The organism is Bordetella sp. 2513F2 (genome assembly GCF_054642735.1).
Window position 1 is genome coordinate 2,152,389 of the sequence record NZ_CM137755.1, and the last position, 25,902, is coordinate 2,178,290.

The window sequence follows — 25,902 nt, forward strand, 5'->3', positions numbered from 1 at the left end:
TGAAGCAGGGCATTGCCATGAGCGACATCACCATCTATCACAACCCCGCGTGCGGCACCTCCCGCAACACGCTGGCCATGATCCGCAACAGCGGGGAAGAGCCGGCCGTCATCGAATACCTCAAGACGCCGCCCTCGCGCGAAACGCTGGTCAGGCTGCTTGCCGACGCCGGCCTGACCGTGCGCGAGGTGTTGCGCGTCAAGGGCACGCCCTACGAAGAACTGGGCCTGGCCGACCCGAAATGGACCGACGCGCAGCTGCTGGATTTCATCGCGCAGCACCCCATCCTCATGAACCGGCCCATCGTGGTCACCCCGCTGGGCACGCGCCTGTGCCGGCCCTCGGAAGTCGTGCTCGACATCCTGCCCAACCCGCAGCAGGGCCCCTTCATCAAGGAAGACGGGCAGGTCGTGGCAACGGAGGGCGGGCGCCGTGCCTGACGCGATCCAGTTGCCCAACCTCGAACCGGCATGCTTTGCGCCGATCGCGCCGCAACGGCTCTGGCCCGGGCGGCGGGCCACGCACGCCCCGCGGTTCCTGCTGCTCTACGGCTCGGTGCGCGAGCGCTCCTACAGCCGGCTGCTCACGCTGGAAGCCGCACGCCTGCTCGAGGCGTTGGGGGGCGAGGCGCGCATCTTCGATCCCTCCGGCCTGCCGCTGCCCGACGACGCGCCGGACAGCCATCCCAAAGTGCAGGAACTGCGGGAACTGGTGCAGTGGTCCGAAGGCATGGTCTGGACCTCGCCCGAGCGCCATGGCGCCATGACCGGCATCATGAAGGCGCAGATCGACTGGATACCCCTGTCGATGGGCGCCATCCGGCCCACCCAGGGCAAGACGCTCGCGGTCATGGAGGTCTCGGGCGGCTCGCAGTCGTTCAATGCGGTCAACCAGATGCGCGTGCTGGGCAGGTGGATGCGCATGCTGACGATACCCAACCAGTCGTCGGTGCCCAAGGCCTACCTGGAATTCGACGAGGCGGGGCGCATGAAGCCGTCCAGCTACTACGACCGGGTGGTCGATGTGATGGAAGAGCTGGTGAAATTCACGCTGCTCACGCGCGACATCGGCGACTACCTGGTCGATCGCTACAGCGAACGCAAGGAAGACGCCGCGCAGCTGGCCCGGCGCGTGAACCAGCGCGCCATGTGAGCCCGGGCGCTACTGGCGGGCCCGCCGCCCGGTGCGCACCACGATGACCACGCCCACGATCACCATCGCCGCCATCGCGAACCAGGTGATGGCGTAGGACAGATGGTTGTTGTGGAAGTCCAGCACCGTCAGGCCGGGCACCGGCGCGACGGCCGGGTCCGGCGCCGGTCCTGCCGTCTTCCCGGCGTCGATGAAATACGGCGCCACCGTATCCAGCCCGCGCGCGGCGGCGATGGCCTGCGTGTCGCGCGAATACCAGAGATCCTGGCTGGGCTGGTTGTGCCGCAGGATGGGGAGGTCGGGCTCGGACATGCGCAGCAGGCCGGCCACTTCGGTTTCGCCCGCCGGGCCGCCCTGGTCCTGCTGCTTGCGCCAGGCCGGCAGCACGAACCCGCGATTGACCAGCACGATGCCGCCGTCGCGCAGCTGCAGCGGGGTCATGACCCAGTAGCCGCTGCCATAGTCGGTGCTGGCCTGCACCAGGGTCTGCCGGTCGTAGCGGTACGTGCCCGTGGCGCGCACGTGGCGGTATTCGTCTGCGGTCCGGCTGAGCGCCGGCCATTGGGCCACCCCGGGAGCGGGCGCGGGCGGCAGGTGCACGCGCTCCTGGACCTGCGAGATCAGTTCCAGCTTCCACGCGCGGCGCTCCATCTGCCACATGCCCAGCGCGCAGAAGCCGGCGAACAGGACGATGGCCACCAGGGCCAGGAAGACGAGCTTGGCCGTGCTGCGCGGCCGGGATGCGGTAGTTTGCGTAGGGGTTGAAGCGTTCAAGGCCTGTTTCGCATGTCGTTCGGCAACATGGGCATCATGTTGTGGTCGAGATGGTACATGATCCAGATCGAGCCGCTCAGGGTGATGATCACCAGCACCAGCGTGAACAGGATGGACAGCATGTTCCACCCGCCTTCCGAGCGGAAATCCATGTGCAGGAAGTACACCACGTGTACCACCATCTGCATCGCGGCCAGCGCCAGCAGCACCAGACTGGCCACGCGCGAGCTGGAGAACACCCCGCCCATCACGATGAAGAACGGAATGGCGGTGAGGATGGCGGCCAGCACGAAGCCCAGCAGGTAGCCGTGCAGCGAGGCATGGGCAAGCGGATCTTCTTCGTCGTGATGGGGGGCGTGATGGGGGTCGCGATGTGGGTCGCGGTGTAGGTCGCTATGGTGGCCGTGGTCCCGGCCGTTGAGCGGCGGCGTATGCGTCACGTTCATGGCAGCACTCCCATCAGGTAGACCACGGTGAACACGCCGATCCAGATCACGTCGAGGAAGTGCCAGAACATGGAGAGGCACATCAGGCGGCGCTTGTTGGGGATGGTCAGGCCGTGCCTGCCGATCTGCACCATCAGCACCACCAGCCAGACGATGCCGAAGGCCACGTGCAACCCGTGCGTGCCGACCAGCGTGAAGAACGACGACAGGAACGCGCTGCGCTGCGGCCCCGCGCCCTGGTGGATCAGGTGCGCGAACTCGTACAGTTCCAGGCCCAGGAAGCCCGCGCCCAGCAGCCCGGTGACGGCCAGCCAGCCCAGCAGCGATCCGACCCGGCCCTTGCGGCCCTGCAGCAGCGCGAAGCCGTAGGTGATGGAGGAGAACAGCAGCAGCGAGGTGTTGATCGCCACCAGCGGGAGGTCGAACAGGTCGGCGCCGGTAGGGCCGCCGGCGTAGTTGCGCCCCAGCACGCCGTAGGCGGCGAACAGGCAGGCGAAGATGAGGCAGTCGCTCATCAGGTACACCCAGAAGCCCAGCAGGGTGCCGTTCTTCACATGGTGCTCGGTGGTCAGGTAGAACTGGCGACCCGCGTCGCCGTTCGGGGCGGATGCAGTGAGTTCAGACATGGCTGGCCAGCAGTTGGGTACGATCGGCTTCGCAACGGGCGACCTCTTCGGCCGGCACGTAGTAGTCGCGGTCGTAGTTGAAGGTGTGGGCGATGGCGACGCCCACCAGCGCCACGAAGGAGAGGATGGCGAGCGGCCACATGTGCCAGATCAGCGCGAAGCCCAGCACCAGCGAGATGCCTGCCAGCACGATCCCGGCCCAGGTGTTGGCCGGCATGTGGATGGGAATGAAGCCCTCGAGCGGACGCGTGTAGCCCTGGCGCTTCATCTGCCACCAGGCGTCGCGGTCGTGGATCACGGGCGTGAATGCGAAGTTGTAGGCCGGCGGCGGCGAGGACGTGGACCATTCCAGCGTGCGGCCGTCCCAGGGGTCGCCGGTGAGGTCGCGCAGGGACTCCCGCTTGCGGAAGCTCACCACCAGCTGGATCAGGAAGCAGGCAATGCCGCCGGCGATCAGCAGGGCGCCCGCGGCCGCCAGCTGGAACCAGATCTGGAGCGACGGATCGTCGAAATGGTTCATGCGGCGCGTCACGCCCAATAGCCCCAGTACGTAGAGCGGCATGAAGGCCACGTAGAAGCCCACCAGCCACAGCCAGAACGACCACTTGCCCCAGTAGGGATCGAGGCGATAGCCGAACGCCTTGGGGAACCAGTAGGTGATGCCGGCCATCAGGCCGAACAGCACCCCGCCGATGATCACGTTGTGGAAGTGCGCGATCAGGAACAGGCTGTTGTGCAGGGCGAAGTCGGCCGGCGGCACGGCCAGCAGCACCCCGGTCATGCCGCCGATCACGAAGGTCACCATGAAGCCGACCGTCCAGAGCATGGGCACGTCGAAGCGGATCCGGCCGCGGTACATCGTGAACAGCCAGTTGAACACCTTGGCGCCGGTCGGGATGGAGATGATCATCGTGGTGATGCCGAAGAACGAATTGACGCTGGCACCCGAGCCCATGGTGAAGAAGTGGTGCAGCCACACCAGGTACGACAGCACCGTGATGACCACCGTGGCGTACACCATCGAGGCATAGCCGAACAGGCGCTTGCGGCAGTAGGTGGCCACCACCTCCGAGAAGATGCCGAAGGCCGGCAGGATCAGGATGTAGACCTCGGGATGGCCCCATATCCATATCAGGTTCACGTACATCATGGCGTTGCCGCCGCCGTCGGCCGTGAAGAAATTCGTGCCGACGTAGCGGTCCATCGCCAGCAGCGCCAGCACGGCGGTGAGCACCGGAAAGGCCGCGACGATCAGCACATTGGTGCACAGCGAGGTCCAGGTGAAGATCGGCATGCGCATCATCTGCATGCCCGGGGCGCGCATCTTCACGATCGTGACCAGCAGGTTGACGCCCGACAGCAGGGTGCCCACGCCCGCTATCTGCAGCGCCCAGATGTAGTAGTCCACCCCCACGTCGGGACTGTGCAGGATGCCGGACAGCGGCGGGTAGGCCAGCCAGCCGGTGCGGGCGAACTCGCCCACGAACAGCGACATCATCACCAGCACCGCGCCGGCCGTGGTCATCCAGAAGCTGAAGTTGTTGAGGAACGGGAACGCCACGTCGCGTGCGCCGATCTGCAGCGGCACCACGTAGTTCATCAGGCCCGTGACCAGCGGCATGGCCACGAAGAAGATCATGATCACGCCGTGCGCGGTGAAGATCTGGTCGTAGTGGTGCGGCGGCAGGTAGCCGAGGTTGTCGCCGAAGGCGATGGCCTGCTGCGCCCGCATCATGAGCGCGTCGGCGAAGCCGCGCAGCAGCATCACCAGGCCCAGCACCACGTACATGATGCCTATCTTCTTGTGGTCGATGCTGGTGAACCACTCGCGCCACAGATAGCCCCACAGCCGGTAGTAGGTGATGGCGCCCAGCAGGGCGGCGGCGCCCAGGGCCACCACGGCGAAGGTGACCAGCAGGATGGGCTCGTGGAAGGGGATGGCGTCCCAGGTCAGGCGTCCGAACAAGAGGCTTTCAGCGGCTGGATGGTCGGGCATTTGGCGTTCCTGCGAGGGGCTTTCGTCGAACGTGGAATCAGGGCGGGCGCGGCCTACATGGCGGCGGGTGTGGTCGGGGCATCTGGCGGCGCCTCCAGCGCGGCCTGCCGCGGCGCCCGGCAGATGGCGTCGGCGAGGGCCGGCGCGCAAGCGCCGCCGGGCTCCACGCAGCGGTCGAGGATGGCCTGGAACAGCTCCGGATCCACCGTGCCGTAGCGCTGCACCGGCGCGGCCACGCTGGGTTGCGCCAGCTGCTGGTAGGCTGCGCGGTCCAGCGCCTTGCCCTCGGTCTTGCCCGCCTGCACCCACTGTTCGAACTCGGCCTGCGCCAGCCCGTGGAACTTGAATCGCATCTGCGAGAAGCCCTCGCCGCTGTAGTTGGCGGAGAAGCCGTCGTAGACGCCCGGCTGGTTGATGACCGCATGCAGGCGCGTCTGCATGCCGGGCATGGCGTAGATCTGCCCGGCCAGCGCAGGGATGAAGAAGGAGTTCATCACCGCCGCCGACGTGATCTTGAACTCGATGGGGCGGTCGACCGGGGCGGCGAGTTCGTTCACCGCGGCGATGCCCTGCTCGGGATACAGGAACAGCCATTTCCAGTCCAGCGCCACCACCTGCACCTCGAGCGGCCGGGTGTCGGGCGGTATGGGGCGCTGTGCGTCCAGGCGCTCGAGCGGGCGGTAGGGATCGAGCTTGTGGGTGCTGACCCAGGTGAGGGCGCTGAGCGCGATGATGATCAGCAGCGGCGCCGCCCAGATGACCAGCTCCAGGATGGTGGAGTGGTCCCAGTCGGGAGAGTAGGGGGCGTCGGCATTGCTTTCGCGATAGCGCCACGCGAACCACAGCGTGGCGGCGATCACCGGCACGATGATCAGCAGCATCAGGGCAGTGGATATCAGGATGATGTCCCGCAGCTGCCATGCCACGTCGCCCGACGGGGAGAGCAGTACCGCCTTGCTGCAGCCCCCCAGCGCGGCCAGGGCGGGAAACAGCAGCATACATCTCAACTTTCTGAAGAACGGCATCGCCATGCAGCCCCTCCGCGGTTGGTGTCCCGATCCAGGATAGTTGCAACCCTACTCTGGAGGATGTGAAAAATCTAGAGCAAAATACGCGGGAGTTCGGTAGCAGGGCGCACAGAGTTCGTGTGGGCGCTCATCGGGGCAGGCTGTTTTCCACGTCAAACGGAGCGCGCCAACGTATGTCCACCACCGCTACGCAGTATCCGGGAACCCCACAGGCGTCCGGCCATTCCAACGTCGCCCCCGGCGAGATCGCGGTGGGCGTGGTCATCGGGCGCACGTCCGAATACTTCGATTTCTTCGTCTTCGGCATCGCCTGTGTTGCCGTTTTCCCACAGGTCTTCTTCCCGTTCGAATCGCCGCTGCACGGCACGCTGTGGTCTTTCGTGATCTTCTCGTTCGCGTTCGTCTGCAGGCCGTTCGGCACCGCCATCTTCATGGCCGTGCAGCACCGGTGGGGCAGGAGCATCAAGCTCACCCTGGCGCTCTTCATGCTGGGCACCGCCACGGCCGGCATGGCCTTCCTGCCCAGCTACGACACGCTGGGCGCCACGGCCATCGTGCTGCTGGCCGTGTTCCGCTGCCTGCAGGGCATCGCACTGGGCGGTTCCTGGGACGGATTGCCCTCGCTGCTGGCGCTGAACGCGCCGGCCGACCGGCGCGGCTGGTACGCCATGCTCGGGCAGCTGGGCGCGCCCACCGGGTTCATGCTGGCCGGCGCGATCTTCCTGTACCTGCTCAGCAATCTCAGCCATTCCGACCTGGTCGAGTGGGGCTGGCGCTATCCGTTCTTCGTGGCCTTCGCCATCAACGTGGTGGCCCTGTTCGCGCGGCTGCGCCTGGTCGTCACCGAGGAATACACGCGGCTGCTCGAAGAGCGCGAGCTCGCGCCCATCCCCGTCTCGGAAGTGATAGACAAGCAGGCCTACAACGTCTTCATCGGCGCATTCGCCGCACTGGCCAGCTATGCCCTGTTCCACCTCGTCACCGTCTTCCCGCTTTCCTGGATAGGCCTGAACGGCGAACGGCCGCTGGCCAGCGTGCTCGCGGTGCAGATACTCGGCGCGGCCCTCAGCATGGTGGGCAACATCGCATCGGGCTGGCTGGCCGACCGCTTCGGCCGGCGCAACACGCTGGGCGCGCTGGCGCTGCTGATCGGCCTGTTCGCGCTCACCGTGCCCTGGCTGCTCGAAGGCGGTGCCACCGGCGAGAATCTCTTCATCCTGTGCGGATTCGTGCTGCTGGGCCTGTCCTATGGGCAGGCATCCGGCACGGTCACGTCCAACTTCTCGATGTATTTCCGCTACACCGGCGCGGCGCTCACCGCCGACATGGCCTGGCTGTTCGGCGCGGCCTTCGCACCCCTGGTGGCGCTGGGCCTGTCGGTGAAGTTCGGGCTGGTGGCCACCAGCCTCTACCTGATATCGGGTGCCGTGTGCACCCTGGTGGCGCTGAAGATCAACCGGCTGCTGGAGACGAATTGAGCCTTCCCGCCCGCATGGCGTGAAGCGCCTGCGGGCAGGGAAGGTCAGGCGCTCGCCTGCGCCAGCGCCTGCTGCACTGCCGGGCGGGCCGCCACCCGTTCCAGGTAGGCCGCGAGCCTGGGAAACCGCGCCATGTCCACTTCGTCGCCTTCCAGCCAGCTGCCCACGGTGTACAGATAGCCGTCGACCACGCTGTAGCGTTCGCCCGCCACCCAGGGTCCGGCGATCTGCGATTCCACACCGTGGAGGCCAGGTAGCTGGCCAGTTCCTGCATACGGGCGAAAGCGTAAGGATCGTCCAATGGCGCAAGCCGCGCGGCCGGAAAGGCCTGGGCCACGAAGGCGAGCAGGGCAGGTGTTTCGGTGAGCACGCCGCGCTCGGTCTTCAGCGCCGGCACGCGACCCTTGGGATTGATGGCCAGGTACTCCGGGCTCTGCTGCTGGCCGATGCTGAAATCCAGCTTCACCAGATCGAAATCGGCGTCGGCTTCGCACAGCGCGATGTGCGTCGCCAGCGCGCACGTGCCAGGGGCGGTGTAATAGGTCCAGCGGGGCATCGGCTTCCTCCTTCGAGTGATCTTTGGCGTTTGCGGGCCTGTCCAGCGAGGATAGCCGGTGGCCTGCATGTAGTAAAAGGTAAAAGCAGGCTGGATCACGGACACGGAAGGAATCCGCTCATGCTGCGCATCGAGAACCTGGGCAAGCGCTACGGCAACCATATCGTCTTCGAAGGGCTGGACCATGCCTTCGAACCCGGATGCGTGGCGCTGTGTGAAGAACACAGCAGCGGCAAGTCCACCTTGCTGGACATCATTGCCGGCATCGTCGCCCCGGATGAGGGAGACGTGTGGATAGCCGGCCATTCGCTGCGCAACGCGCCCGGGCAGGCCAGAGCCCGGCTGGCCCATGTGCCCGCCGATTGCATGGCGCAGCCCGCGCAGACCGGCCGCGGATGGCTCGAGCAGGCGGCAGCGGCCCGGAAGGCTGCAGTCGACGACACGGTGCTGGACCTGGCGCACCGGCTGGGGCTGGCGCCTCATCTGGACAAGCGCTTCGAACAGATGTCGACCGGCACGCGCAGGAAGGTGTTCGTGGCGGCAGCGGCCTTGGGCGCGCCCGCCGTCGTCGTCGCCGACGGGCCCGGCGATGGCCTCGACGCCCAGGCCCGCAGCGTACTGGCGGAGCTGTTCCGGACCTGGTCCAGGGATCGTGTGGTGCTGTTCGCCAGCCATGATCCGGAGCTCGTGCGGGCATGCGGGGCGAGGATGATCGCGGTGGACGAGTTGCGGCAGGCATGAAGAGCACGAGCCGACGTAGAGCCGCATGGACTTTGCTGCCGGCCGACTAGGGCGGCTGTGCCGTCCCGGCCCATTTGATACTTTACATAATATACATTATGCGTATTTAGGACGCCGGCACGCAAGAGACCTGGCCGGGTATTCCCCAGCTACTTTCGTCCAGTGCTATGTACCAAAATCGGTACTGGTATCTATTTAAATACCGCCCTTCAAGACGGCAAGGATTTCATGGCCTCAATCAGCAACGCAGAACGTCATGCGCGGATCGAACTCGCGGCGTGCTACCGCGTCCTGGCCCACCTGGGCGTGAGCGATCTCACCTACAACCACTTGTCGGTGCGGGTGCCAGACGAGCCGGATGCGCTGCTGGTGAAGCAGTCCACCGAGATGTTCGAGGAAGTGACGGCCTCGTCGCTGCGCAAGTACGGGCTGGACGGCACGCCGCGCCACGACGGCCCGCCGCTCAAGGGCGGCAGCCTGGTGATACACGCAGGCATCCTGCAGGCGCGGCCGGACATCAACGCGGTGTTCCATACCCATACCACCGCCAACATGGGGGTGTCGGCGCAGAAGCATGGCTTGCTGATGGTCAACCAGCATGCGGTCAAGTTCTACAAGCGCCTGGCCTATCACACGTTCGGCGGCTTCGAATTCAACATGTCGCAGCGCGCCCCGCTGATCGAGAGCCTGGGCGGGCACCGCGTCGCCCTGCTCCGCAACCACGGCGCGCTGGTGTGCGGCCGCACGCTGGCTGAGGCCATGGTGGAGCACCAGTACCTGGAGATGGCCTGCCGCGGGCAGATCGCCGCGCTGGCGGGCGGGGCCGAGGTCACGCTCATTCCGGACGAGATCGCGGCCTACGGCGTCACGCAGGTCACCTTCGACGATCCCGAGCAGGCAGGCGCGAAGGACTGGGCCGCGTGCCTGCGGCTGGCCTACAAGCTCGATCCGGCATTCGCCGAATAGCACCCGCACGACGGGCGCCGCGGCGCCGTCGCGCGCACCGATTCAAACCAGAGAAAACCAAGGGGAATCATGACTCGCTTCATCAAGAATGCCGCGCTCGCCCTGCTGGCGACGACCATGCTGGGGCTGTGCCGGCCCATGCCGCGGATGCGGGCTCCTACCCTGCCCGGCAGGTCCGTATCGTCGTGCCCTTTCTTCCCGGCGGCGGCAACGACTTCCTGGCCCGCGACATGGGGCGCGTGTTGCAGGAGAGCCTGGGCCAGAGCTTCGTGGTGGAGAACAAGGCCGGCGCAGGCGGCCTGATCGGCTCCGACGTGGTGGCGAAGGCCGACGCCGACGGCTACACGCTGCTCATGGCTGCCAACACGGCCACCATCGTCGACGCCACCACGGCCAAGCCGCCGTTCAGCCTGGCCCGCGACCTGGCCGGCGTGGCCATGGTGGCCAGCATGCCCATGCTGCTGGTGGTGAACCCGCAGCTCGAGGTCGAAACCACGGCCGAGCTCATCAAGCTGGCCAAGGCCCAGCCCGGCACGCTCAATTTCGCGAGTTCCGGGCCGAGCACGGTGCAGCACATGGCGGGCGAGCTGTTCAATGCCACGGCGGGCGTGGAGATGGTGCACGTGCCCTTCAAGGGCGCCAGCCAGATGATGCCCGAGCTGCTGGCCAACCGGGTGCAGGTGCTGATCGGGCCGGCGAACTCGGTGCTGCCCTATATCAGGTCGGGCCAGCTGAAGGCGTTCGGCGTCGCCGGCACGCAGCGCTGGAGCGCCATGCCGGACCTGCCCACCGTGGCGGAATCGGGCCTCCCGGGATACCAGATCGACCTCTGGTATGCGGTGCTGGCGCCGAAGAACACGCCGCGCGCGACGGTGGAAAAACTGAATGGCGCGATCAATGCCTACCTGCGTGCGCCGGCCACGCTCACGGCCTTCGAGGCGCAGGCGCTCACGCCCTGGCCGTCGACGCCGGACGAGGTGGACGCGCTGATCGAGCGCGATGTCGCGCGCTGGAAAGGCATCGCCAAGCAGATCGGCCTGGGATCGGACTGACAGGCCCGATCATGAAAGTATGCATCTATGGCGCGGGGGCAGTCGGCGGCCACCTGGCCGCCAAGCTGGCGCGCGGCGGGCTCGACGTATCGGTGGTCGCGCGCGGCGCGCACCTCGAGGCGATGCGGCGCGATGGCCTGACACTGCGCTTGCCGGACGAGACCTACACCGTGGCGGTGCGGGCCTCCGACGATCCCGCCGACCTGGGGCCGCAGGACGTGGTGATCACGGCCATGAAGGCGCATTCGCTGCCTGCGGCCGCGCCGGGCCTGGCGCGGCTGCTGGGCCCCGATACGCCTGTGGTCTACGTGGTCAATGGCGTGCCCTGGTGGTATTTCCACCAGGCCGGCGGCCCTTTCGAGGGGCGCCGCATCGACCGGCTGGATCCGGGCGGCCTGCTGGCCGACGGCGTCGGCCTGCAGCGCGCCATGGGCGCGGTGGTGCGTTCGCCGAACGAGGTGGTCGCGCCCGGCGTCGTCCAGGCGCGCAGCCTGCGCAACAGCCTGGTGCTGGGAGAGCTCTCGGGCCGGATCACGCCCAGGCTGACGGCGCTGTGCGAGGCCCTGGGCCCGCCCTATGGCGAGGTCACGCCCACGCCGGACATCCGCGCCGCGGTGTGGGACAAGCTGCTGCTCAATGTCGTGACGTCTCCCATGGCCTGCCTGGCGCTGGCCACGTCCCGGGACATTGCCGAAGACCCGGACCTGGTGCAGCTCTACCGGCAGCTCGCCGGGGAATGCGTGGCCGTCGCCGCGCGGCTGGGCGTGGTGCTGCAGCCGGATATCGAGGCCCTGCTGGCCCAGGGCAAGGCCTATGCGCACAAGCCGTCGATGCTGCAGGATCTGCTGGCCGGCCGCCCCATGGAGATGGATGCGCAACTGCTTGCCGTGCAGGACATCGCCCGTCTCGTGGACGTGCGTACGCCCATGATGGATGCGCTGTTCGCCCTGCTCAAGGTGCGGGCCAGGTGGCCCGGCGGCCTGGCGCTGCCGAGGTCGTAGCGGCCCGCAGCGAACGGAGCCCGGGGCGGCAGCCCCGGCTTCCGTCCGGCGCAGTACGGTGCGGCAGCGCTGCCTGAACGAGAAGCGCCAGCTCACTAGAAGCGCCAGTTCACTTTCAGCGACCCGGCATGGCTGCGCGTGTCCGACGAGAACTCGCCGTCGTATTGCAGGCGGAAGTCCACCCCTTCAGCCGTGGTCACCTGTATGCCGCCGCCCAGGTGGCCCACCACGCGGGCGGATGTGCCGCAAGGCCCTTGTTATCATCAGCCCTTTTCTTCACGGAAAGGACCCATCGATCGATGACCCATTGCATGCGCTTGAACCGAATCCTCGCCGCCGCCAGCCTGATCCTGGGCACCGCCTCGGGCGTCAATGCCCACGCGCAATCCCCTGCCTGCGAGCTGGACCGGCCCATGAAATTCGGTGGCATGAACTGGGAGTCGAACCTCATGCTCGTGGAGGTGCAGCGCTACATCGTGGAGCACGGCTACGGCTGCAAGACCTCCGTCGAACAGGGCGACACGCTGCCGATGTTCGCCGCGCTGCAGCGCGGCGACGTCGATGTGAACACCGAGGTCTGGATCTCCCAGATGCAGCAGGCCTGGGACGAAGCGCTGGCGGCCGGCAAGGTGCAGGCACTGGGCACGGTGTTCACCGGCACCGACGGCTGGTACGTGCCGCGCTACACCGCCGACAGGTTCCCGCAGCTGCGCCGCGTGGCGGACCTGAAGGGCCTGCATGACGCGTTCGTCGACGACGAGGATCCGCAGAAAGGCCGCATCTATGGCTGCGCGGTAGGCTGGACGTGCGGCACCATCAACGCCAACCTGCTGAAGGCCTTCGGCCTGCAGGACGAATACCTGGTGTACTCGCCGGGCAACGCCGCCGCGCAGCGCGCTGCCATCGTCTCGGCGTACAAGCGCAAGAAAGACATTGTCTTCTATTACTGGACGCCCACCTCGCTGATCGGGTCGCTGGACCTCGTGAAGCTGGAACTGCCGCCGGTGAACCAGCGGGCGCTGGCCTGCATCACCGATCCGAAGTGCCAGGATCCGCAGCCCACGGGGCTGGCTGCGTACCCGGTGGTCACCGCGGTCAACACCGCGTTCGTGGCGCGCGCGCCCCGGCTTGCCGAATTCCTTTCGAAAGTGAATGTGCCCGAAGCGGCCGTCACCGAAGCACTGGGCCAGATGGAACGCGAGCGCCTCGAAATCGATGAGGCGGCCATGTACTTCCTGAAGAAGTATCCCGAGGTCTGGAACAAATGGGTTCCGGCCGACGTGGCGCTGCGCGTGCGCAACGAACTGGCGGGTTGACGCGGCATGCCGATGGGCCGCGCATGCCCCGGCATGCGCGGCCCATCGGCGCCATGGCAGGCTGCCATTCGGCCGGCCGGCCCACTTGGTATTACGATCGGGGCAAATCAACCCGCGATGAGGTCTCCGGATGGACGCCACCCCGTTTCGTTCCCATGCGCCGCTGCGCGGCTTCGTCACGGCGTTTGCCGGACTGCTGGACCGGCGTCCCGACGAGGCGGGAATCCTGCGGCACGGCGGGGAATTGCTGCGCGACCTGGTCTCGCGCGACGACTGGCTGCCCGACGAATACGCCCTCCCCGACCCGCGGCACTACCGCCAGTACCTGCTGCATGCCGACTCCGCGCAGCGGTTCTGCGTGGTCAGCTTCGTCTGGGGGCCGGGCCAGAGCACGCCCGTGCATGACCATACTGTCTGGGGTTTGATCGGCATGCTGCGCGGCGCCGAGTATTCGCAGCCCTACCGCTGGCGCGAGGGCCAGGCTCCCGAGGAGGCCGGTGCGGCGTTGCGGCTGGAGCCCGGGCAGGTGGAAGCCGTGTCGCCCGGCGTGGGCGACATCCATCGCGTGCGCAATGCCCATGACGACCGCGTGTCCATCAGCATCCATGTCTACGGCGCCAACATCGGCGCGGTGCGGCGGTGGATCTACGAGGCCGGCGGCACGCGCAAGCCCTTTGTTTCCGGTTACGCCAACACCACGCTTCCCAATATCTGGGATCTCTCCAGAGAGCAGAACTGACCATGCCATCACCCCGAGCCGAAACCGTTTCCACCTGCCGCGACGTACGCGCCGCATTGCTGGCGGGCGAGGAAATCGCCCTGATCGACGTGCGCGAGGAGGATCCCTATGCCCAGGAGCATCCGCTCTGGGCCGCCAATTTCCCGCTGTCTCGGCTGGAGCTGGACGCCTGGGAACGCATCCCCCGGCGCGACACCCGCATCGTGGTCTATGGCCATGACGACCGCGGCGACCTCGCGCCCCGGGCCATCCGGGTGCTGCAGGCGCTGGGCTATACCGACGTGCGCGCCCTGGAGCACGGCCTGGCAGGCTGGCGCGAGGCGGGCGGCGAACTGTTCCGCGACGTCAACGTGCCCAGCAAGGCCTTCGGCGAATGGGTGGAGGCGCAGCGCCACACGCCATCCCTCAGCGCGCAGGAAGTCAGGCAGCTCCTCGATGCCGGCGACGACGTGGTCGTGCTGGACGTGCGGCGCTACGACGAATACCACACCATGAGCATTCCCACGGCCACCAGCGTGCCCGGCGCGGAGCTGGTGCTGCGCGTGCGCGAGCTGGCGCCGGACCCGTCCACGCGGGTGATCGTGAACTGCGCGGGCCGCACCCGCAGCATCATCGGCACGCAGTCGCTGGTGAACGCCGGCATTCCCAATCCGGTGGCGGCGCTGCGCAACGGCACCATAGGCTGGGTGCTGGCGGGCCAGGCGCTGGACCACGCCGCCACGCGCCGCCACCCGCCGGTGAGCCCGGGCGTGCTCGAGGCGGCCCGCGCCGACGCGCAGCGGGTGGCCGATCTGGCGGGCGTCAGGCGCGTCCGCCTCGAAGACGTGCCCGGGCTGCAGCAGCCGGGGCGCACGCTGTACCGCTTCGACGTCCGCACGCCCGACGAGTACGCCGCCGGGCACCTGCCGGATTTCGCGCCTGCGCAGGGCGGGCAGCTGGTGCAGGAAACCGACCACCATGCGCCGGTGCGCGGAGCCCGGCTGGTCCTGGCCGACGACGACGGCGTGCGCGCCGCCATGACGGGTTCCTGGCTGGCGCAGATGGGGTGGGACGTCTACATGGTGAGCCCGCCTCCCGCGCCGGCCCATTACACGTCCGCCCCCTGGCAGCGCGCGATGCCCGCGCCGCCCGATGCGGCCACCGTGGATCCGGCCACCCTGGCGCACTGGCTGGAATCGCGCGAGACGCCCACGCTGGTGCTGGACGTCACCGCCAGCGCCAACTACGTGAAGGCGCACGTCCCCGGCGCCTGGTTCGCCGTGCGGGCGCAGCTGCCCACGCTGCTCGGGCGCCTGCCCCGGCCGGCCCGCTACGTGTTCACCTGCGGATCGTCGCTGCTGGCCCGTTTTGCCGCGCAGGATGCCGCCGCCCTCACCGACGTGCCCGTGTACGTGCTCGAAGGCGGCACGGCCGCGTGGCTTGCGGCGGGCCTGCCCGTCGAGCAGGGCGAAACGCATCTGGCGTCGCCGCGCATCGACCGCTACCGCCGGCCCTACGAGGGCACCGACGCCCCGCGCGAGGCCATGCAGGCCTACCTGGACTGGGAGTTCGGCCTGGTCGAGCAGCTCCGGCGCGACGGCACGCACGGCTTTCGCGTGATCTAGGGCCGGGCATGGAACTGCGCCAGCTCCGTTATTTCGTGCGCGTCGCCGAACTCGGCAGCATCGGCCGCGCGGCGCGCGACCTGGGCGTGGTGGCCTCCGCGCTCAGCCAGCAGATCAGCCGGCTCGAGGGCGAGCTGGCCACGCGGCTGCTGACGCGCACGGCCACGGGCGTGGTGCCCACGGCAGCCGGCACGGCCTTCCTGCGGCAGGCCCGGCTCACGCTGCGCCACGCCGAGCACGCCGTGGCCGCGGCGCGCGAGACCCGCCTGTCCGGCATGGCGAGCGTGGGCTTTGCCCCCACCACCGCTTCGCTGCTGGCCCGGCCCTTCCATGCCGCCATGGCCGAGCGTCATCCCAACGTGCGGCTGCACCTGGTCGAGGGGCTGTCGGGCAACCTGGGCGACCTGCTCAACGGCAGGCGCCTGGACCTGGCCGTGCTGTTCCAGAACGACGGCACGGCCCAGGGCGGCCGCAGCGCCCTGCCCGTGCTGGACGAGAAGCTCTTCCTGCTGGCGCGCCGCGGCCTGCTGCCGCTGCGCGACGGCGAACCCGTCGAGCTCTCCGGGCTGGCCGGCGTGCCGCTGGCCGTGACCAGCAAGGCGCACGGCCTGCGCGCCTGGGTCGAGGCCGCATTCGACCGCGCGGGCCTGGAGCCATGGGTGGCGATCGAAGTCGACGGCCTGACCACGCTGATGGACATCGTGCAGGCCAACGCCATGGCGACGATACAGCCGGGGGCGGCCGTGGTGCGCGTCGAGGCGGGCCTGCTCAACATGCATCCGATCAACGACCCATTCCTGTTCCGGCGCAACCTCGTCACCTGCCTGAGCGACGAAGAGCTGTCGCCGGCCGCGCTGGCGGCGCGCTCGGTGCTCACGGACGTCATGCGCAGCCTGGTGCGCCACGGCGGCTGGCCCGGGGCGACCCTGGTTTCCTGATTGCCGGCCGAAGGGGCCGGTGCGTCGTCCGAAACCCTTCTGGATTCGTGATGCCCCCATGCCATCCAGGCGTCTAGCCACGGGCCGTACCCGGGAATAGAGTGCGTCCGGATGATGCCTGTGCATGGTGCCCAGGCAACCCACATCTCGGATCGTGATGACGACGGACTCTTCCCGCCCTGGCGTGCTCGCCATTCCCTCCATGCGGCCGCATTGCTCCGAAGCGGAGTGGACGGCGCGCGTGAACCTCGCCGCCTGTTATCGGCTGGTGGCCCTCTACGGCATGTCCGACATGATGGCCAACCACATCTCGGCCCGCGTGCCGGACGAGGACAACGCCTTCCTGATCAACCCGTACGGCATGATGTACGAGGAGATCACCGCCTCCAGCCTGATCAAGGTCGACATCGACGGCACCGTCCTGGCCAAGCCCGATTTCGGCGACCTGAACTACGGCATCAACAAGGCCGGCTACGTGATCCACAGCGCCGTGCATGCGGCGCGCCACGACGTGGACTGCGTGATCCACACCCACAGCTGGGCCTCGATGGCGGTGTCCTCGCTGGAGTGCGGGCTGCTGCCGCTCACGCAGACCGCCATGCGCTTTCTCAAGATCGGCTACCACGACTACCAGGGCGTGGTGCTCGACACCGCGGAACAGGAATCGCTGGTGCAGGACCTGGGCCAGGGCGAGGCGCTGATCCTGCGCAACCATGGCGTCCTCACCGTGGGTCGCACGGTGGGCGAGGCCTTCAACTGGATGCACAGGCTGGAACTGGCGTGCCGCGCCCAGCTCGCCGCCATGGCCACCGGCGCGAGGCTGCAGGCCGTGCCGCCCGAAGTGCTGGAAGAGACCTGGAACAACTACCAACCCGGCACCCGGCGGCCCTATGGCGTCATGGAATGGCCGGCGCTGCTGCGCAAGCTCGACCGCATGGACCCGGGCTACCGCGACTAGCGTTGCACCCGGCCCGTGGCTGGCGCGGCTGCGGGCCTGCCGCGCCGGCCGCGGGCCTGCCACACACCAGAAATACCCAATACCCATAAAGGAGACATCATGCATACCGTCCGAGCCCTGCTCGCCGGCGTGGCCCTGGCCAGCGCCTGTATCCTTCCCGCCGCGCACGCGGCCGATTATCCCGAACGCGCCGTCAAGGTGGTGGTGGCCTTTTCGCCCGGCGGCACCACCGATTCGCTCACGCGCAGCATGACCAACATCATGGCCCAGAAGCTGGGCCAGCCTTTCGTGGTGGAGAACCGGCCCGGCGCCGGCGGCAACATCGGCACCGAATACGTGGTGCGCGCCGCGCCCGACGGGTACACGCTGATCGTGAACTCGGTGGGCCCCATCGCGGTCAACCCCTCGCTCAACAAGCTGTCGTACAACCCGCTCACCGACCTGGTGCCCATGGTGCAGATCGCCACGGTGCCCAACGTGCTGGTGGTGCCGCCCTCCTCGCCGGCCCAAGACATCAAGAGCTTCCTCGAGCATGTCAAGCGCGGCAAGATGCTCAACTACGCCTCCACCGGCGTCGGCACCTCCTCGCACCTGTCGAGCTACATGCTGATGGACCAGCTGGGCGTGGAGGCCACGCACATTCCGTACAAGGGGGCTGACGCCGTCAACGACCTGCTGGCCGGCCGCGTGGACTTCATGTTCGCCACCATCCCCTCGGTGATCGGCCACATCCGCGCCGGCAAGCTGCGCGCGCTGGCGGTCAGCACGCAGCAGCGCTCGGCCGGGCTGCCCGAGCTGCCCACCATCGCCGAATCCGGCTTCCCGGGGTTCGACGCCGGATCCTGGTTCGGCTTCTTCGCGCCCAAGGGCACGCCGCCCGGCGTGGTCGACGCGGTGAACCGCGAAGTCAACGCCGCGCTGCCGGCGCTCAAGGAGCAGATGATCCGTGAAGGCGCCGAGCCCGTGGGGGGATCCCCGGAGGACTTCGGCAAGTTCATCCAGGCCGAATACGAGAAGTGGGCCGTACTGGTGAAGAAATTCGATGCCCAAGCTGAATGACCCCCTGAATGATCCCCTGCGCGTGATGTGCTCGCCTGCCGAGGCCCCGGCCCTGCGGCAGGCCCTGGAGGCCGAGCCCGGGCTGCCCCGCTGGACGCTGTGCCATCCGCAGGCCGGCGAGCCGCTGGCCGCCGACGTGGCCTTCGTGTCGCGCGACATCACCGGGCGCTCGACCAAGTTCGCCATCACGCCCGAGACGGCGCTGTACTACGAAGCCATGCGGCATTCGCCCACCCTGGCCTGGGTGCACGTGCATTCGGCCGGCGCCGACCGCGAGATCTACCAGAGCCTGCATGCGCGCGGGGTGGCCGTCACCACCTCGCAGGGCGCCAGCGACGCGGTGGTGGCCCACGCGGCGCTGGCCGGCCTGCTGGCGCTCGCGCGCCGCCTGCCGCTGCTGGCCGAGGCGCAGCGTGCGCGCACATGGAAGCCGCTGCTCGACGAACTGCTGCCGCGCGACCTCACCGGCCAGCATGCCGTGATCGTGGGCTGGGGCGGCATCGGCCAGCAGATCGGCACGCTGTTGCGCGCGCTGGGCATGAAGCTGTCGGTGGTGCGCCATACCGCCACGCCGGTGGAAGGCGCGCTGCGTACCGGCAGCTATGGCGAACTGGCAAGCCTGCTGCCGGATGCCGACTGGCTGGTGCTGGCCTGTCCGCTCACTTCCGTCACGCAAGGCCTGGTGGACCGCCAGGCTCTGGACGCGCTGCCGGCCCGCGCCATGCTGGTCAACGTGGCCCGCGGCCACGTGATCGACGAAGCCGCCCTGGTCGAACGGCTGGCGTCGGGCCGCCTGGCTGGCGCCTACCTGGACGTGTTCCAGCAGGAGCCGCTGCCGCCGGACTCGCCGCTCTGGGGCCTGCCCAACGTCATCGTCACCCCGCACAGCGCCGGCTTCTCCGACGGCAACGCACCCAGGGTGCGGCGCCTGTTCGTGGAGAACCTCAAGCGCTGGGCGGCGGGGACGGAACTGGCCAACAGGTTGAAAAGCTAGCGGCTGAAAGACCGGCCGCAGCACCGGAGGCCCCGCATGCCGGCATGCCGGGGCGTCTGGCTGCGATGGCCGGCCATGCCCGCTTCTGCCTACAATGCCGGCGGGTCGCAGCGCATGGGCGCTGCGCGCACGGATGCGGAGAAGACGCATGCTCCCCACGATACTGGCCCGGCCCCTGACAGCCAGCGCTTTTGCGCCGTACGGCGAGGTGCTCGAGATCCCGCGCACGCCAGGGCGGCGTTATTTCGACGACACCCTGGCCAACCTGCGCGAGCAGGCGCGGGCCAGCCTGTCGCTCATCCATTGCGAGCCGACCCCGCTGCCGCTGCGCGTGACGGCGCTCGAGCGGCACCGGTACTCGTCGCAGAGCTTCGTGCCGCTGGCCGTGGACCGCTGGCTGATCGTGGTTGCGCCCCATGCCCCGGACGGCGGGCCCGACGCGGCGCGGGCGCAGGCCTTCGTGGGCGGGCCCGGCCAGGGCATCACCTACAGGGCCGATACCTGGCATCACGGTCTCACGGTGCTGGGGCAGCCCGCGGATTTCGCGATCTTCATGTGGCGCGACGGCAGCGAGGGCGACGAGGAATTCGCCGCCGTGACGCCTTTCGCGGCAACGCCGGCCTGAGCCCTGCGCGGGCGTCGCTGCTACAGGAATGCTAAAGGAACCCGATCCAGCGCCCCGCCACGATGGCGCAAGGCCACAGCGCCAATGATGCCAGGGCATGCGCGCGCGCCGCAGCCGGCACGCCATCGCCGTGCAGCGCGCCGCGCCAGTGGCGGCCGGCGTGCAGCCACAGCGCATTCAGCACGCCCAGCCCCACCAGCCCCAGCTTCGCCAGGAACGCCGCATTGCCGGCATATTCGCCGGGCCGCACCGAGAACAGCCAGACGCCCGACAGCACCGCCGCGGCCAGGCCGCAGGCGGCCAGCCGCGAAAGAAACGGGCCCAGGGCGGCCAGCGGCACGGCGCGGGCCGCGCCGAGCAGGCGCAGATCCAGCGCGACGATGGCGCCGAGCAGCACGCCCAGCGAGGCTATGTGCAGCGCGTTGACCAGCAGGTAGGCGGTGCCCGAGTGCCGCAGCAGCACGGCGGGCGGCAGGCCGCCCAGCCATTCCAGCACCATGGAGGCTATTTCCGGATCCGGTCGGGATAGATGTCGTAGGTCTTGTCGCCCACGGTGATCTGCACGGCCTTCATGCGCTTCTCGGCGTGGTCCGAGGCACGGTTGCCGGTGGCCACGATGGCATCGCCGGGCTTGGCCGAGCCTTCGGTGAAGCCGGCGCGGCTGGTCTGCGTGGGGTTGCCCAGCTCCACGCGCCACGTGCCGTCGTCGGTCTGGACGTCCAGCCAGGGATGGGGCGGCGCGATCTGCACCTTGGCGACGGTGCCGCGCAGCTGGATCTGCTCCGCGTCGGCCCAGGACCATCCGTGGTGCGCCGACGCAACGGGCGCCAAGGGCCCGGCAAGGGCCAGCCCGAGCACGCCGGCGGCCAGGGTTCGATAGGACATGATGACACCTCCCGCACGATGTGGAATCGATCGTCCTGCCCGGCCGGACGGTGCGTCGCGGCCGGGCCTGCAGGCCACTATACCCCGGGCGCGGCGCAGGATACAGGCGCCGGCGGATACAGGCGCCGGCTCAGGCCAGCACGGCCACGGCATCCACTGCGCGCACGCCCTGCCCCGCCTCCAGCACGAAGAGCGGATTGATCTCGGCCTCCACCAGCCGGTCGCCCAGGGCCTGCGCCAGCTGCGCAAAGCGCAGCACGGCCTCGACCAGGGCCGGCACGTCGGCGCGCGGCCGGCCGCGATAGCCGTCCAGCAGCGGCCAGGCACGCAAGGCCTGCAGCATTTCCAGCACTGTGTCGCGATCCACCGGCAGCAGCCGCAGGCTGGTGTCGCGGAACAGCTCGGCGGTCACGCCGCCGAAGCCCAGCAGCAGGCTGGTGCCCAGCGCGGCGTCGCGCCGCAGGCCGAGGATGATCTCCACGCCGTCCTGCACGCGCTCCTGGATCAGGAAGCCCTCGGGCGCCACGCCGGCGCGCTCGCGCACACGCCGGTCCATGGCCTGGATCTCTCCCGCCACGCGCTCGGGCGGCACGTCCAGCGCCACCCCGCCGGCCTCGGTCTTGTGCGTGATGTGGGGCGACACGACCTTGACGACGACCGGCTGGCCGAGTTCCCGGGCGTAGCGCGCGCCGTCTTCCGGCCCATGCACCACGGCCTCCCTGGGCCCCGCGATGCCGCAGCTCGCGAACAGCGCCCGCGCGCGCACTTCGTCGAGGCTGCCGCGCCATTGTGCGGGCGGCGCCGGTACGTCGCCCGGAATGGGCTGCGGGGCGGCAACCGGGGCCCTGCCTGCCTGGTGCAGGGCGTGGAGCACCGTCCCTATGCTCTCCGGCGCGGCCAAGGCAGGCACGGCAATGCGGTTCAGGTGGGCCAGCACTTCCGGCGCGTGCGGGCTCACATAGGCCAGCAGGGGCTTGCCGGTATGGGGCAGGCAGGCGGCAATGGCGTCCGCCGCCAGTCGCGGCCGGCCCAGCGCCGAGGAGCCCACCACCGTGACCACGGCATCGTAGTCGTCGCTCGCGGCCAGCGTGGCCACGGCCCGTGCGAGCAGGTCGGGCTGCAGGCCGGCCAGCGTGACGTCGATCGGGTTGCGGTCCAGCACCATCTGCGCATCGTCGTGCAGCGCGCGCAGGGCCTGCGCGGTGTCCGGGCCGGGAGGCGGCGCGTCGAAGCCGGCCGCGCCCAGGCTGTCGGCCACCAGCGTGCCGGCCCCGCCCGTGGACGTCAGGATGGCCACCCGGCGGCCGGCGGGCCGGCGGCGGGCCGCCAGCGCATTGGCGATGTCGAGCAGGTCTGCGTAGCGTTGCGCGCGGATGGCGCCCACCTGCCGGAACAGGGCCTCGTACATGGCGTCGCCGCCGGCCAGCGCGCCGGTATGCGAGGCGGCGGCGCGGGCGCCGGCCTCGGACCGGCCCACCTTGTAGACGACCACGGGCTTGCCCTGGCTGCTGGCCTGCCGGACGGCCTGCCGGAAGTTCTCCGGGTGCCGCAGCGTTTCCAGGTACAGCGCGATCACGGCGGTGTGCGGATCGCGCGCGAAATGCGCCACGAAGTCGGCAACCTCGAGGTCAGCCTCGTTGCTGGTCGAGACCAGGGCCGAGAAGCCGATGCCTGCCGCGGCGCCGCGCGACAGCGTGGCCCCCAGGATGCCGCCGCTCTGCGACACCAGCGCGATGTTGCCGGCCGGCAGCTCGGCCATTTCCAGGGCGCCGCTGGCGCTGAGCACGATGCGGTCGCGCAGATTCACCAGCCCTATGGTGTTGGGGCCGAGGAGGCGCATCGCGCCGGCGGCCCGCTTCAGTTCTTCCTGGCGCTGCGCGCCCTCGCCGCCCACCTCGGCGTAGCCGCTGGCCAGCACGATGGCTGCCGCCGTGCCGCGTTCCGCGAGTTGCGCCACGGCTTCGGTGGCGCGGCCGGCCCCGAGCAGCACCAGCGCCACGTCGGGCGCCTCGGGCAGCGCGGCGATGTCCGGATAGCAGCGCAGGCCGCCGACTTCGTCCGCGCGCGGGTTCACGGGGTAGATCGCGCCCGCATAACCATGGCGCTGCAGGTAGGCCACCGGCCGGCCGGCGGTCTTGGACGGGTCCGCCGAGGCGCCCACGACGGCGACGCTGCGCGGGCGCAGCAGGCGTTCGATGGGGTTCTGTGCGATGGGATCGTTCATGCCTGCCCCTTGCGCGAACGCGCCTGCAGGAATGCTTCGACACTGGCGCGGTGCGCGTCGGTGCTGTAGCAGATGGCCTGGGCCTGGCTGCCCAGCGCGAAGATCTGTTCCACGCTGGACTCGAACGTGCGGTCCAGGATGGACTTGCTCAGGGCGAGCGCGGCAGCCGAGCCGCCGGAAAGCGAGCGGGCCCAGTCGAGCGCCGTGTCGAGCAGCGCTTCGGGCGGCGCAAGCCGATCCGCCATGCCCAGGCCCAGCGCTTCCTGCGCCGCCACGGTGCGGCCGGAGTAGATGAGCTCCTTGGCCCGCGGCAGGCCCACGCGGCGCGGCAGGAAATACATGCCTCCGCCGTCGGGTATCAGGCCGCGCAGCACATAGGTCATGGCGAACGTGGCCGTGTCGGACGCCAGCACGAAATCGCAGCAGAACGCCAGGTCGGCCCCCAGGCCGGTTGCCGGCCCGTTGACCGCGGCGATGACGGGCTTGGGCAGCTGGTGCAAGGCAAGCACGGCGTGGTGCGTCCGCTGCTGGCGGCTCCATCCATTGAAGGCGACTTCTCCCGGTGGCGCCTGCATGCGCTCCTGCATGCCACGTACGTCGCCGCCGGCGCAGAACGCCTTGCCGGCGCCCGTCAGCACCACGGCGCGCACCGCCGGGTCGCGGCCGGCGCGATCCAGGATGTCGACCAGCACCTGGCGCGTGGCGTCGTCCAGCGCATTGCGCACGGCGGGCCGGTTCAGTGTGATGAGCCCCGTGCCATCGCGGACTTCGTACAGCACGGGAGCTTCTGCATTCGTGTCGGGTTTTTCGCGCATCTTGTTTTCCTGGTGGGGTATCACTGGTCCTGGATGCCGGTGCGGGAGATCAGGTCGCGCCAGCGCTGCGCTTCCTCCTGCACGTAGCGGCTCAGCTGCGCAGGCGGGCCGGCGTCGACCACCAGCCCTTCCTGCTCGACGTTGCGGCGGAATGCGGGCGCCTGCACCGCTTCGCGCAGGGCCGCATTCAGGCGGTCGACGATATCGGGCGGCGTGCCGGCGGGCACGAACAATCCGTACCAGCTGTCCACGCGATAGCCGGCCACGCCGGCTTCCGCCACCGTGGGCAGGTCGGGCTGCGCCGGCGAGCGTTCGGCCGTGGTCACGGCCAGCCCTCGCAGCTGCCCGCTCTTGATGTGCTGCGCCACGCTGGCCATGGTGGAGAACATCATGTCGATCTGTCCGCCCAGCAGGTCATTGAGCGCCGGGCCCGAGCCGCGATACGGCACATGGGTGATATCGACCTGGGCCATTGTCTTGAACATCTCGCCGGCAAGATGCGCCGACGTGCCGTTGCCGTACGAACCGAAATTGAGCTCGCCGGGGTGGGCGCGCGCGTAGTCGATCAGCTCCTGCAGGTTGCGGAATGGCCGCTTGGGCGAGACCACCAGCACATTGGGCGAGCGCCCCACCAGCGCCACGGGGGCGAAGTCGCGGTCCGTGTCGTACGGCAGCTTGCCAGGCCGCAAGGCCGGGTTCACTGCATGCGCGAACGTGGCCAGCACCAGCGTGTAGCCGTCCGGCTTGCTGCGCGCCACGGCCTCGGTGCCTATGATGGTGCTGGCGCCGCCGCGGTTCTCCACCACCACCGGCTGGCCGAGCGAACGCGCCATGCCTTCTGCCAGCTGGCGCCCTATCAGGTCGGTGCCGCCGCCCGGCGGGAACGGCACCACCAGCGTCACGGGGCGTTCGGGATAGGCGGCAGCAGCCGCGGCGCCGGCCAGCATCGGGATAGTTGCCAGTGCCGCGATCGCGGCGCGGCGCAGTTTGCGCAGGCTATGCACGATTGTCTCCTTCTGCGGTCATGGCCGCATTCGTTGTATTTGCATGGACACGGCCAGTTTAGGACGGCGCGCCGCCGGAACGGCGCTACCATTTCCATCTGGTGGAAATGACGGGAGCATCGGCATGGAACGCACGGCAACGCGCCGCGGGGCTGCATCGCCCACGAATCGTTCGCTGGAACGCGGCATCGCCATCCTGCGCGCGTTCCGGCCGGGCTCGGAACTGCTGGGCAATGGCGAACTTGCCGAACGCACCGGCCTGTCGCGCGCAACGGTGAGCCGCCTGACGCAGACCCTCGTGAAGACCGGGTTCCTGCAGCATGAACCTGCGCTGCGCGCATACCGGCTGGGAGCGCCGGTGCTGAGCCTGGGACATGCCATGCGCAGCAGTTCGCCGGTGCTGCGCATTGCCGCGCCCATGATGCAGGCGCTGGCGCAATCGCGGCGCATCAACGTGGGCCTGGCGGTGCCCGATGGCGAAGACATGGTCTATCTGGAATCCGTGCGCTATGCGCGGCGGGCCTCGCTGCGCACCGTCGTCGCCGGCCAGCGCGTGCCGATCGCCTTGACGTCGCTGGGACGGGCCTATCTCGCCACCCTCGACGACGCAGCGCGCGAACGCCTGCTGGCCCCGATGTATGCCCGCAAGCCGTCGGCCGGCCGCCGGCTGCGGCGCGAGATCGCCGCGGCCGTGGCAGACGTGCGGCGCCAGGGATGGTGCCTGGCCAGCTGGCAGCCCGAGGTGGTGGCGCTGGCCACACCCCTGGCGCTGGGCGGCGGACCGGTGCACGTGCTCAACGTCAGCACGTCCGGCCTGGCCGAGCCGCTGCGGGCCGCGCCCGACCTGGCCCAGGCGCTGCTGGAGCTGGCCCGGCGCATCGAGCGCGCGGCGGCGTGAGGCGCACCCGCCGCACGCCGCACGCCA

At 69.1% G+C, this 25,902-nt stretch carries 26 protein-coding genes and 1 pseudogene; 16 read left to right on the forward strand and 11 right to left on the reverse strand.

Annotated elements, in window-relative coordinates; translation table 11 throughout:
• Positions 1-17 precede the first annotated feature (17 nt).
• Together arsC and arsH are read left to right on the forward strand one after the other, a co-directional pair.
• A complete protein-coding gene (gene arsC, locus ACYBYQ_RS10125) occupies positions 18-440 on the forward strand; it encodes an arsenate reductase (glutaredoxin) (protein ID WP_459618615.1) in 423 nt (140 codons plus the stop codon).
• 43 nt (positions 441-483) lie between these two features.
• A complete protein-coding gene (gene arsH, locus ACYBYQ_RS10130) occupies positions 484-1,152 on the forward strand; it encodes an arsenical resistance protein ArsH (RefSeq protein WP_459618749.1) in 669 nt (222 codons plus the stop codon).
• 9 nt (positions 1,153-1,161) lie between these two features.
• On the opposite strand, the gene ACYBYQ_RS10135 is transcribed toward arsH, so the two are convergent.
• Genes ACYBYQ_RS10135 through cyoA form a run of 5 tightly spaced genes read right to left on the reverse strand, consistent with a single transcriptional unit; the run spans position 1,162 to position 6,019 of the window.
• The gene (locus ACYBYQ_RS10135) at positions 1,162-1,926 is read right to left on the reverse strand and encodes an SURF1 family protein (RefSeq protein ID WP_459618616.1); all 765 of its coding nucleotides are present in this window, start codon (positions 1,924-1,926) and stop codon (positions 1,162-1,164) included.
• On the reverse strand, positions 1,923-2,372 hold the full coding sequence (gene cyoD, locus ACYBYQ_RS10140; RefSeq protein ID WP_459618617.1) for a cytochrome o ubiquinol oxidase subunit IV: 450 nt from the start codon (positions 2,370-2,372) through the stop codon (positions 1,923-1,925). Before cyoD ends, ACYBYQ_RS10135 begins: the two co-directional genes overlap by 4 nt.
• Positions 2,369-2,998, reverse strand: a complete 630-nt coding sequence (gene cyoC, locus ACYBYQ_RS10145) for a cytochrome o ubiquinol oxidase subunit III (RefSeq protein WP_459618618.1) — start codon at positions 2,996-2,998, stop codon at positions 2,369-2,371. Before cyoC ends, cyoD begins: the two co-directional genes overlap by 4 nt.
• Entirely contained in the window at positions 2,991-4,994 is a 2,004-nt protein-coding gene (gene cyoB, locus ACYBYQ_RS10150) for a cytochrome o ubiquinol oxidase subunit I (protein ID WP_459618619.1), read from the reverse strand. Before cyoB ends, cyoC begins: the two co-directional genes overlap by 8 nt.
• 53 nt (positions 4,995-5,047) lie before the next feature.
• Positions 5,048-6,019 (reverse strand): ubiquinol oxidase subunit II, encoded by a 972-nt coding sequence (cyoA, locus tag ACYBYQ_RS10155; protein ID WP_459618750.1) that lies wholly within the window; start codon positions 6,017-6,019, stop codon positions 5,048-5,050.
• Between the two features lie 176 nt (positions 6,020-6,195).
• Here cyoA and ACYBYQ_RS10160 point away from each other — a divergent pair, with 176 nt between their 5' ends.
• The gene (locus ACYBYQ_RS10160; RefSeq protein ID WP_459618620.1) at positions 6,196-7,500 is read left to right on the forward strand and encodes an MFS transporter; all 1,305 of its coding nucleotides are present in this window, start codon (positions 6,196-6,198) and stop codon (positions 7,498-7,500) included.
• A 44-nt stretch (positions 7,501-7,544) separates the two neighbouring features.
• Here the strand turns inward: ACYBYQ_RS10160 and ACYBYQ_RS10165 are convergent.
• Positions 7,545-8,056: pseudogene (locus tag ACYBYQ_RS10165) on the reverse strand (glutathione S-transferase family protein).
• A gap of 120 nt (positions 8,057-8,176) precedes the next feature.
• Between ACYBYQ_RS10165 and ACYBYQ_RS10170 the strand changes: the two are divergent.
• The 12 genes from ACYBYQ_RS10170 (at position 8,177) to ACYBYQ_RS10225 (ending at position 20,049) form a co-directional block, all read left to right on the forward strand.
• Positions 8,177-8,797, forward strand: coding sequence for an ABC transporter ATP-binding protein (locus ACYBYQ_RS10170; protein ID WP_459618621.1), 621 nt, complete (start codon positions 8,177-8,179; stop codon positions 8,795-8,797).
• Positions 8,798-9,025: 228 nt separating this feature from the next.
• Positions 9,026-9,763: a class II aldolase/adducin family protein gene (locus ACYBYQ_RS10175; protein ID WP_459618622.1), complete on the forward strand. Its 738-nt coding sequence runs from the start codon at positions 9,026-9,028 to the stop codon at positions 9,761-9,763.
• Positions 9,764-9,948: 185 nt separating this feature from the next.
• Complete coding sequence (locus ACYBYQ_RS10180; protein WP_459618623.1) at positions 9,949-10,815, forward strand: tripartite tricarboxylate transporter substrate binding protein; 867 nt, start codon at positions 9,949-9,951, stop codon at positions 10,813-10,815.
• 11 nt (positions 10,816-10,826) lie between these two features.
• Positions 10,827-11,816, forward strand: coding sequence for a ketopantoate reductase family protein (locus ACYBYQ_RS10185; protein WP_459618624.1), 990 nt, complete (start codon positions 10,827-10,829; stop codon positions 11,814-11,816).
• Positions 11,817-12,127: 311 nt separating this feature from the next.
• A complete protein-coding gene (locus tag ACYBYQ_RS10190; RefSeq protein WP_459618625.1) occupies positions 12,128-13,132 on the forward strand; it encodes an ABC transporter substrate-binding protein in 1,005 nt (334 codons plus the stop codon).
• 130 nt (positions 13,133-13,262) lie between these two features.
• The gene (locus ACYBYQ_RS10195) at positions 13,263-13,871 is read left to right on the forward strand and encodes a cysteine dioxygenase family protein (protein ID WP_459618626.1); all 609 of its coding nucleotides are present in this window, start codon (positions 13,263-13,265) and stop codon (positions 13,869-13,871) included.
• A gap of 2 nt (positions 13,872-13,873) precedes the next feature.
• Positions 13,874-15,475, forward strand: a complete 1,602-nt coding sequence (locus ACYBYQ_RS10200) for a rhodanese-related sulfurtransferase (RefSeq protein WP_459618627.1) — start codon at positions 13,874-13,876, stop codon at positions 15,473-15,475.
• 8 nt (positions 15,476-15,483) lie between these two features.
• Positions 15,484-16,413, forward strand: coding sequence for a LysR family transcriptional regulator (locus ACYBYQ_RS10205; protein WP_459618628.1), 930 nt, complete (start codon positions 15,484-15,486; stop codon positions 16,411-16,413).
• 157 nt (positions 16,414-16,570) lie between these two features.
• Positions 16,571-17,371 (forward strand): class II aldolase/adducin family protein, encoded by an 801-nt coding sequence (locus tag ACYBYQ_RS10210; protein WP_459618629.1) that lies wholly within the window; start codon positions 16,571-16,573, stop codon positions 17,369-17,371.
• A 99-nt stretch (positions 17,372-17,470) separates the two neighbouring features.
• Positions 17,471-18,430: a Bug family tripartite tricarboxylate transporter substrate binding protein gene (locus tag ACYBYQ_RS10215; protein ID WP_459618630.1), complete on the forward strand. Its 960-nt coding sequence runs from the start codon at positions 17,471-17,473 to the stop codon at positions 18,428-18,430.
• Entirely contained in the window at positions 18,414-19,424 is a 1,011-nt protein-coding gene (locus tag ACYBYQ_RS10220; protein ID WP_459618631.1) for an NAD(P)-dependent oxidoreductase, read from the forward strand. Before ACYBYQ_RS10215 ends, ACYBYQ_RS10220 begins: the two co-directional genes overlap by 17 nt.
• Positions 19,425-19,572: 148 nt before the next feature.
• On the forward strand, positions 19,573-20,049 hold the full coding sequence (locus ACYBYQ_RS10225; RefSeq protein ID WP_459618632.1) for an ureidoglycolate lyase: 477 nt from the start codon (positions 19,573-19,575) through the stop codon (positions 20,047-20,049).
• Between the two features lie 31 nt (positions 20,050-20,080).
• On the opposite strand, the gene ACYBYQ_RS10230 is transcribed toward ACYBYQ_RS10225, so the two are convergent.
• The 5 genes from ACYBYQ_RS10230 to ACYBYQ_RS10250 form a co-directional block, all read right to left on the reverse strand.
• A complete protein-coding gene (locus tag ACYBYQ_RS10230; protein ID WP_459618633.1) occupies positions 20,081-20,548 on the reverse strand; it encodes a DUF6644 family protein in 468 nt (155 codons plus the stop codon).
• A 5-nt stretch (positions 20,549-20,553) separates the two neighbouring features.
• Positions 20,554-20,934, reverse strand: a complete 381-nt coding sequence (locus tag ACYBYQ_RS10235) for a DUF6152 family protein (protein ID WP_459618634.1) — start codon at positions 20,932-20,934, stop codon at positions 20,554-20,556.
• A 130-nt stretch (positions 20,935-21,064) separates the two neighbouring features.
• Positions 21,065-23,158 carry an acetate--CoA ligase family protein gene (locus ACYBYQ_RS10240; protein WP_459618635.1) on the reverse strand — a complete coding sequence of 698 codons (2,094 nt, stop codon included), beginning with the start codon at positions 23,156-23,158 and terminating at the stop codon, positions 21,065-21,067.
• Entirely contained in the window at positions 23,155-23,973 is an 819-nt protein-coding gene (locus tag ACYBYQ_RS10245) for an enoyl-CoA hydratase/isomerase family protein (RefSeq protein WP_459618636.1), read from the reverse strand. Before ACYBYQ_RS10245 ends, ACYBYQ_RS10240 begins: the two co-directional genes overlap by 4 nt.
• Before the next feature lie 20 nt (positions 23,974-23,993).
• On the reverse strand, positions 23,994-24,920 hold the full coding sequence (locus ACYBYQ_RS10250; protein ID WP_459618751.1) for a tripartite tricarboxylate transporter substrate binding protein: 927 nt from the start codon (positions 24,918-24,920) through the stop codon (positions 23,994-23,996).
• A 181-nt stretch (positions 24,921-25,101) separates the two neighbouring features.
• On the opposite strand from ACYBYQ_RS10250, the gene ACYBYQ_RS10255 reads away from it, so the two are divergent.
• Positions 25,102-25,875 carry an IclR family transcriptional regulator gene (locus ACYBYQ_RS10255; protein ID WP_459618637.1) on the forward strand — a complete coding sequence of 258 codons (774 nt, stop codon included), beginning with the start codon at positions 25,102-25,104 and terminating at the stop codon, positions 25,873-25,875.
• Positions 25,876-25,902: the final 27 nt, after the last annotated feature.

What these genes read in the sequence shown, in the direction of transcription:
- ACYBYQ_RS10160 (WP_459618620.1), top strand. Translation starts at nt 6,196, where the DNA reads ATGTCCACCACCGCTACGCAGTATCCGGGAACCCCACAGGCGTCCGGC.
- ACYBYQ_RS10230 (WP_459618633.1), bottom strand. Translation starts at nt 20,548, where the DNA reads ATGGTGCTGGAATGGCTGGGCGGCCTGCCGCCCGCCGTGCTGCTGCGG.
- ACYBYQ_RS10215 (WP_459618630.1), top strand. Translation starts at nt 17,471, where the DNA reads ATGCATACCGTCCGAGCCCTGCTCGCCGGCGTGGCCCTGGCCAGCGCC.
- ACYBYQ_RS10185 (WP_459618624.1), top strand. Translation starts at nt 10,827, where the DNA reads ATGAAAGTATGCATCTATGGCGCGGGGGCAGTCGGCGGCCACCTGGCC.
- ACYBYQ_RS10175 (WP_459618622.1), top strand. Translation starts at nt 9,026, where the DNA reads ATGGCCTCAATCAGCAACGCAGAACGTCATGCGCGGATCGAACTCGCG.
- arsC (WP_459618615.1), top strand. Translation starts at nt 18, where the DNA reads ATGAGCGACATCACCATCTATCACAACCCCGCGTGCGGCACCTCCCGC.
- ACYBYQ_RS10170 (WP_459618621.1), top strand. Translation starts at nt 8,177, where the DNA reads ATGCTGCGCATCGAGAACCTGGGCAAGCGCTACGGCAACCATATCGTC.
- cyoC (WP_459618618.1), bottom strand. Translation starts at nt 2,998, where the DNA reads ATGTCTGAACTCACTGCATCCGCCCCGAACGGCGACGCGGGTCGCCAG.
- ACYBYQ_RS10250 (WP_459618751.1), bottom strand. Translation starts at nt 24,920, where the DNA reads ATGCTGGCCGGCGCCGCGGCTGCTGCCGCCTATCCCGAACGCCCCGTG.
- ACYBYQ_RS10225 (WP_459618632.1), top strand. Translation starts at nt 19,573, where the DNA reads ATGCTCCCCACGATACTGGCCCGGCCCCTGACAGCCAGCGCTTTTGCG.
- ACYBYQ_RS10200 (WP_459618627.1), top strand. Translation starts at nt 13,874, where the DNA reads ATGCCATCACCCCGAGCCGAAACCGTTTCCACCTGCCGCGACGTACGC.
- ACYBYQ_RS10195 (WP_459618626.1), top strand. Translation starts at nt 13,263, where the DNA reads ATGGACGCCACCCCGTTTCGTTCCCATGCGCCGCTGCGCGGCTTCGTC.
- cyoA (WP_459618750.1), bottom strand. Translation starts at nt 6,019, where the DNA reads ATGCCGTTCTTCAGAAAGTTGAGATGTATGCTGCTGTTTCCCGCCCTG.
- ACYBYQ_RS10205 (WP_459618628.1), top strand. Translation starts at nt 15,484, where the DNA reads ATGGAACTGCGCCAGCTCCGTTATTTCGTGCGCGTCGCCGAACTCGGC.
- ACYBYQ_RS10220 (WP_459618631.1), top strand. Translation starts at nt 18,414, where the DNA reads ATGCCCAAGCTGAATGACCCCCTGAATGATCCCCTGCGCGTGATGTGC.
- ACYBYQ_RS10210 (WP_459618629.1), top strand. Translation starts at nt 16,571, where the DNA reads ATGACGACGGACTCTTCCCGCCCTGGCGTGCTCGCCATTCCCTCCATG.
- ACYBYQ_RS10235 (WP_459618634.1), bottom strand. Translation starts at nt 20,934, where the DNA reads ATGTCCTATCGAACCCTGGCCGCCGGCGTGCTCGGGCTGGCCCTTGCC.
- ACYBYQ_RS10245 (WP_459618636.1), bottom strand. Translation starts at nt 23,973, where the DNA reads ATGCGCGAAAAACCCGACACGAATGCAGAAGCTCCCGTGCTGTACGAA.
- cyoD (WP_459618617.1), bottom strand. Translation starts at nt 2,372, where the DNA reads ATGAACGTGACGCATACGCCGCCGCTCAACGGCCGGGACCACGGCCAC.
- ACYBYQ_RS10190 (WP_459618625.1), top strand. Translation starts at nt 12,128, where the DNA reads ATGCGCTTGAACCGAATCCTCGCCGCCGCCAGCCTGATCCTGGGCACC.
- ACYBYQ_RS10240 (WP_459618635.1), bottom strand. Translation starts at nt 23,158, where the DNA reads ATGAACGATCCCATCGCACAGAACCCCATCGAACGCCTGCTGCGCCCG.
- ACYBYQ_RS10255 (WP_459618637.1), top strand. Translation starts at nt 25,102, where the DNA reads ATGGAACGCACGGCAACGCGCCGCGGGGCTGCATCGCCCACGAATCGT.
- cyoB (WP_459618619.1), bottom strand. Translation starts at nt 4,994, where the DNA reads ATGCCCGACCATCCAGCCGCTGAAAGCCTCTTGTTCGGACGCCTGACC.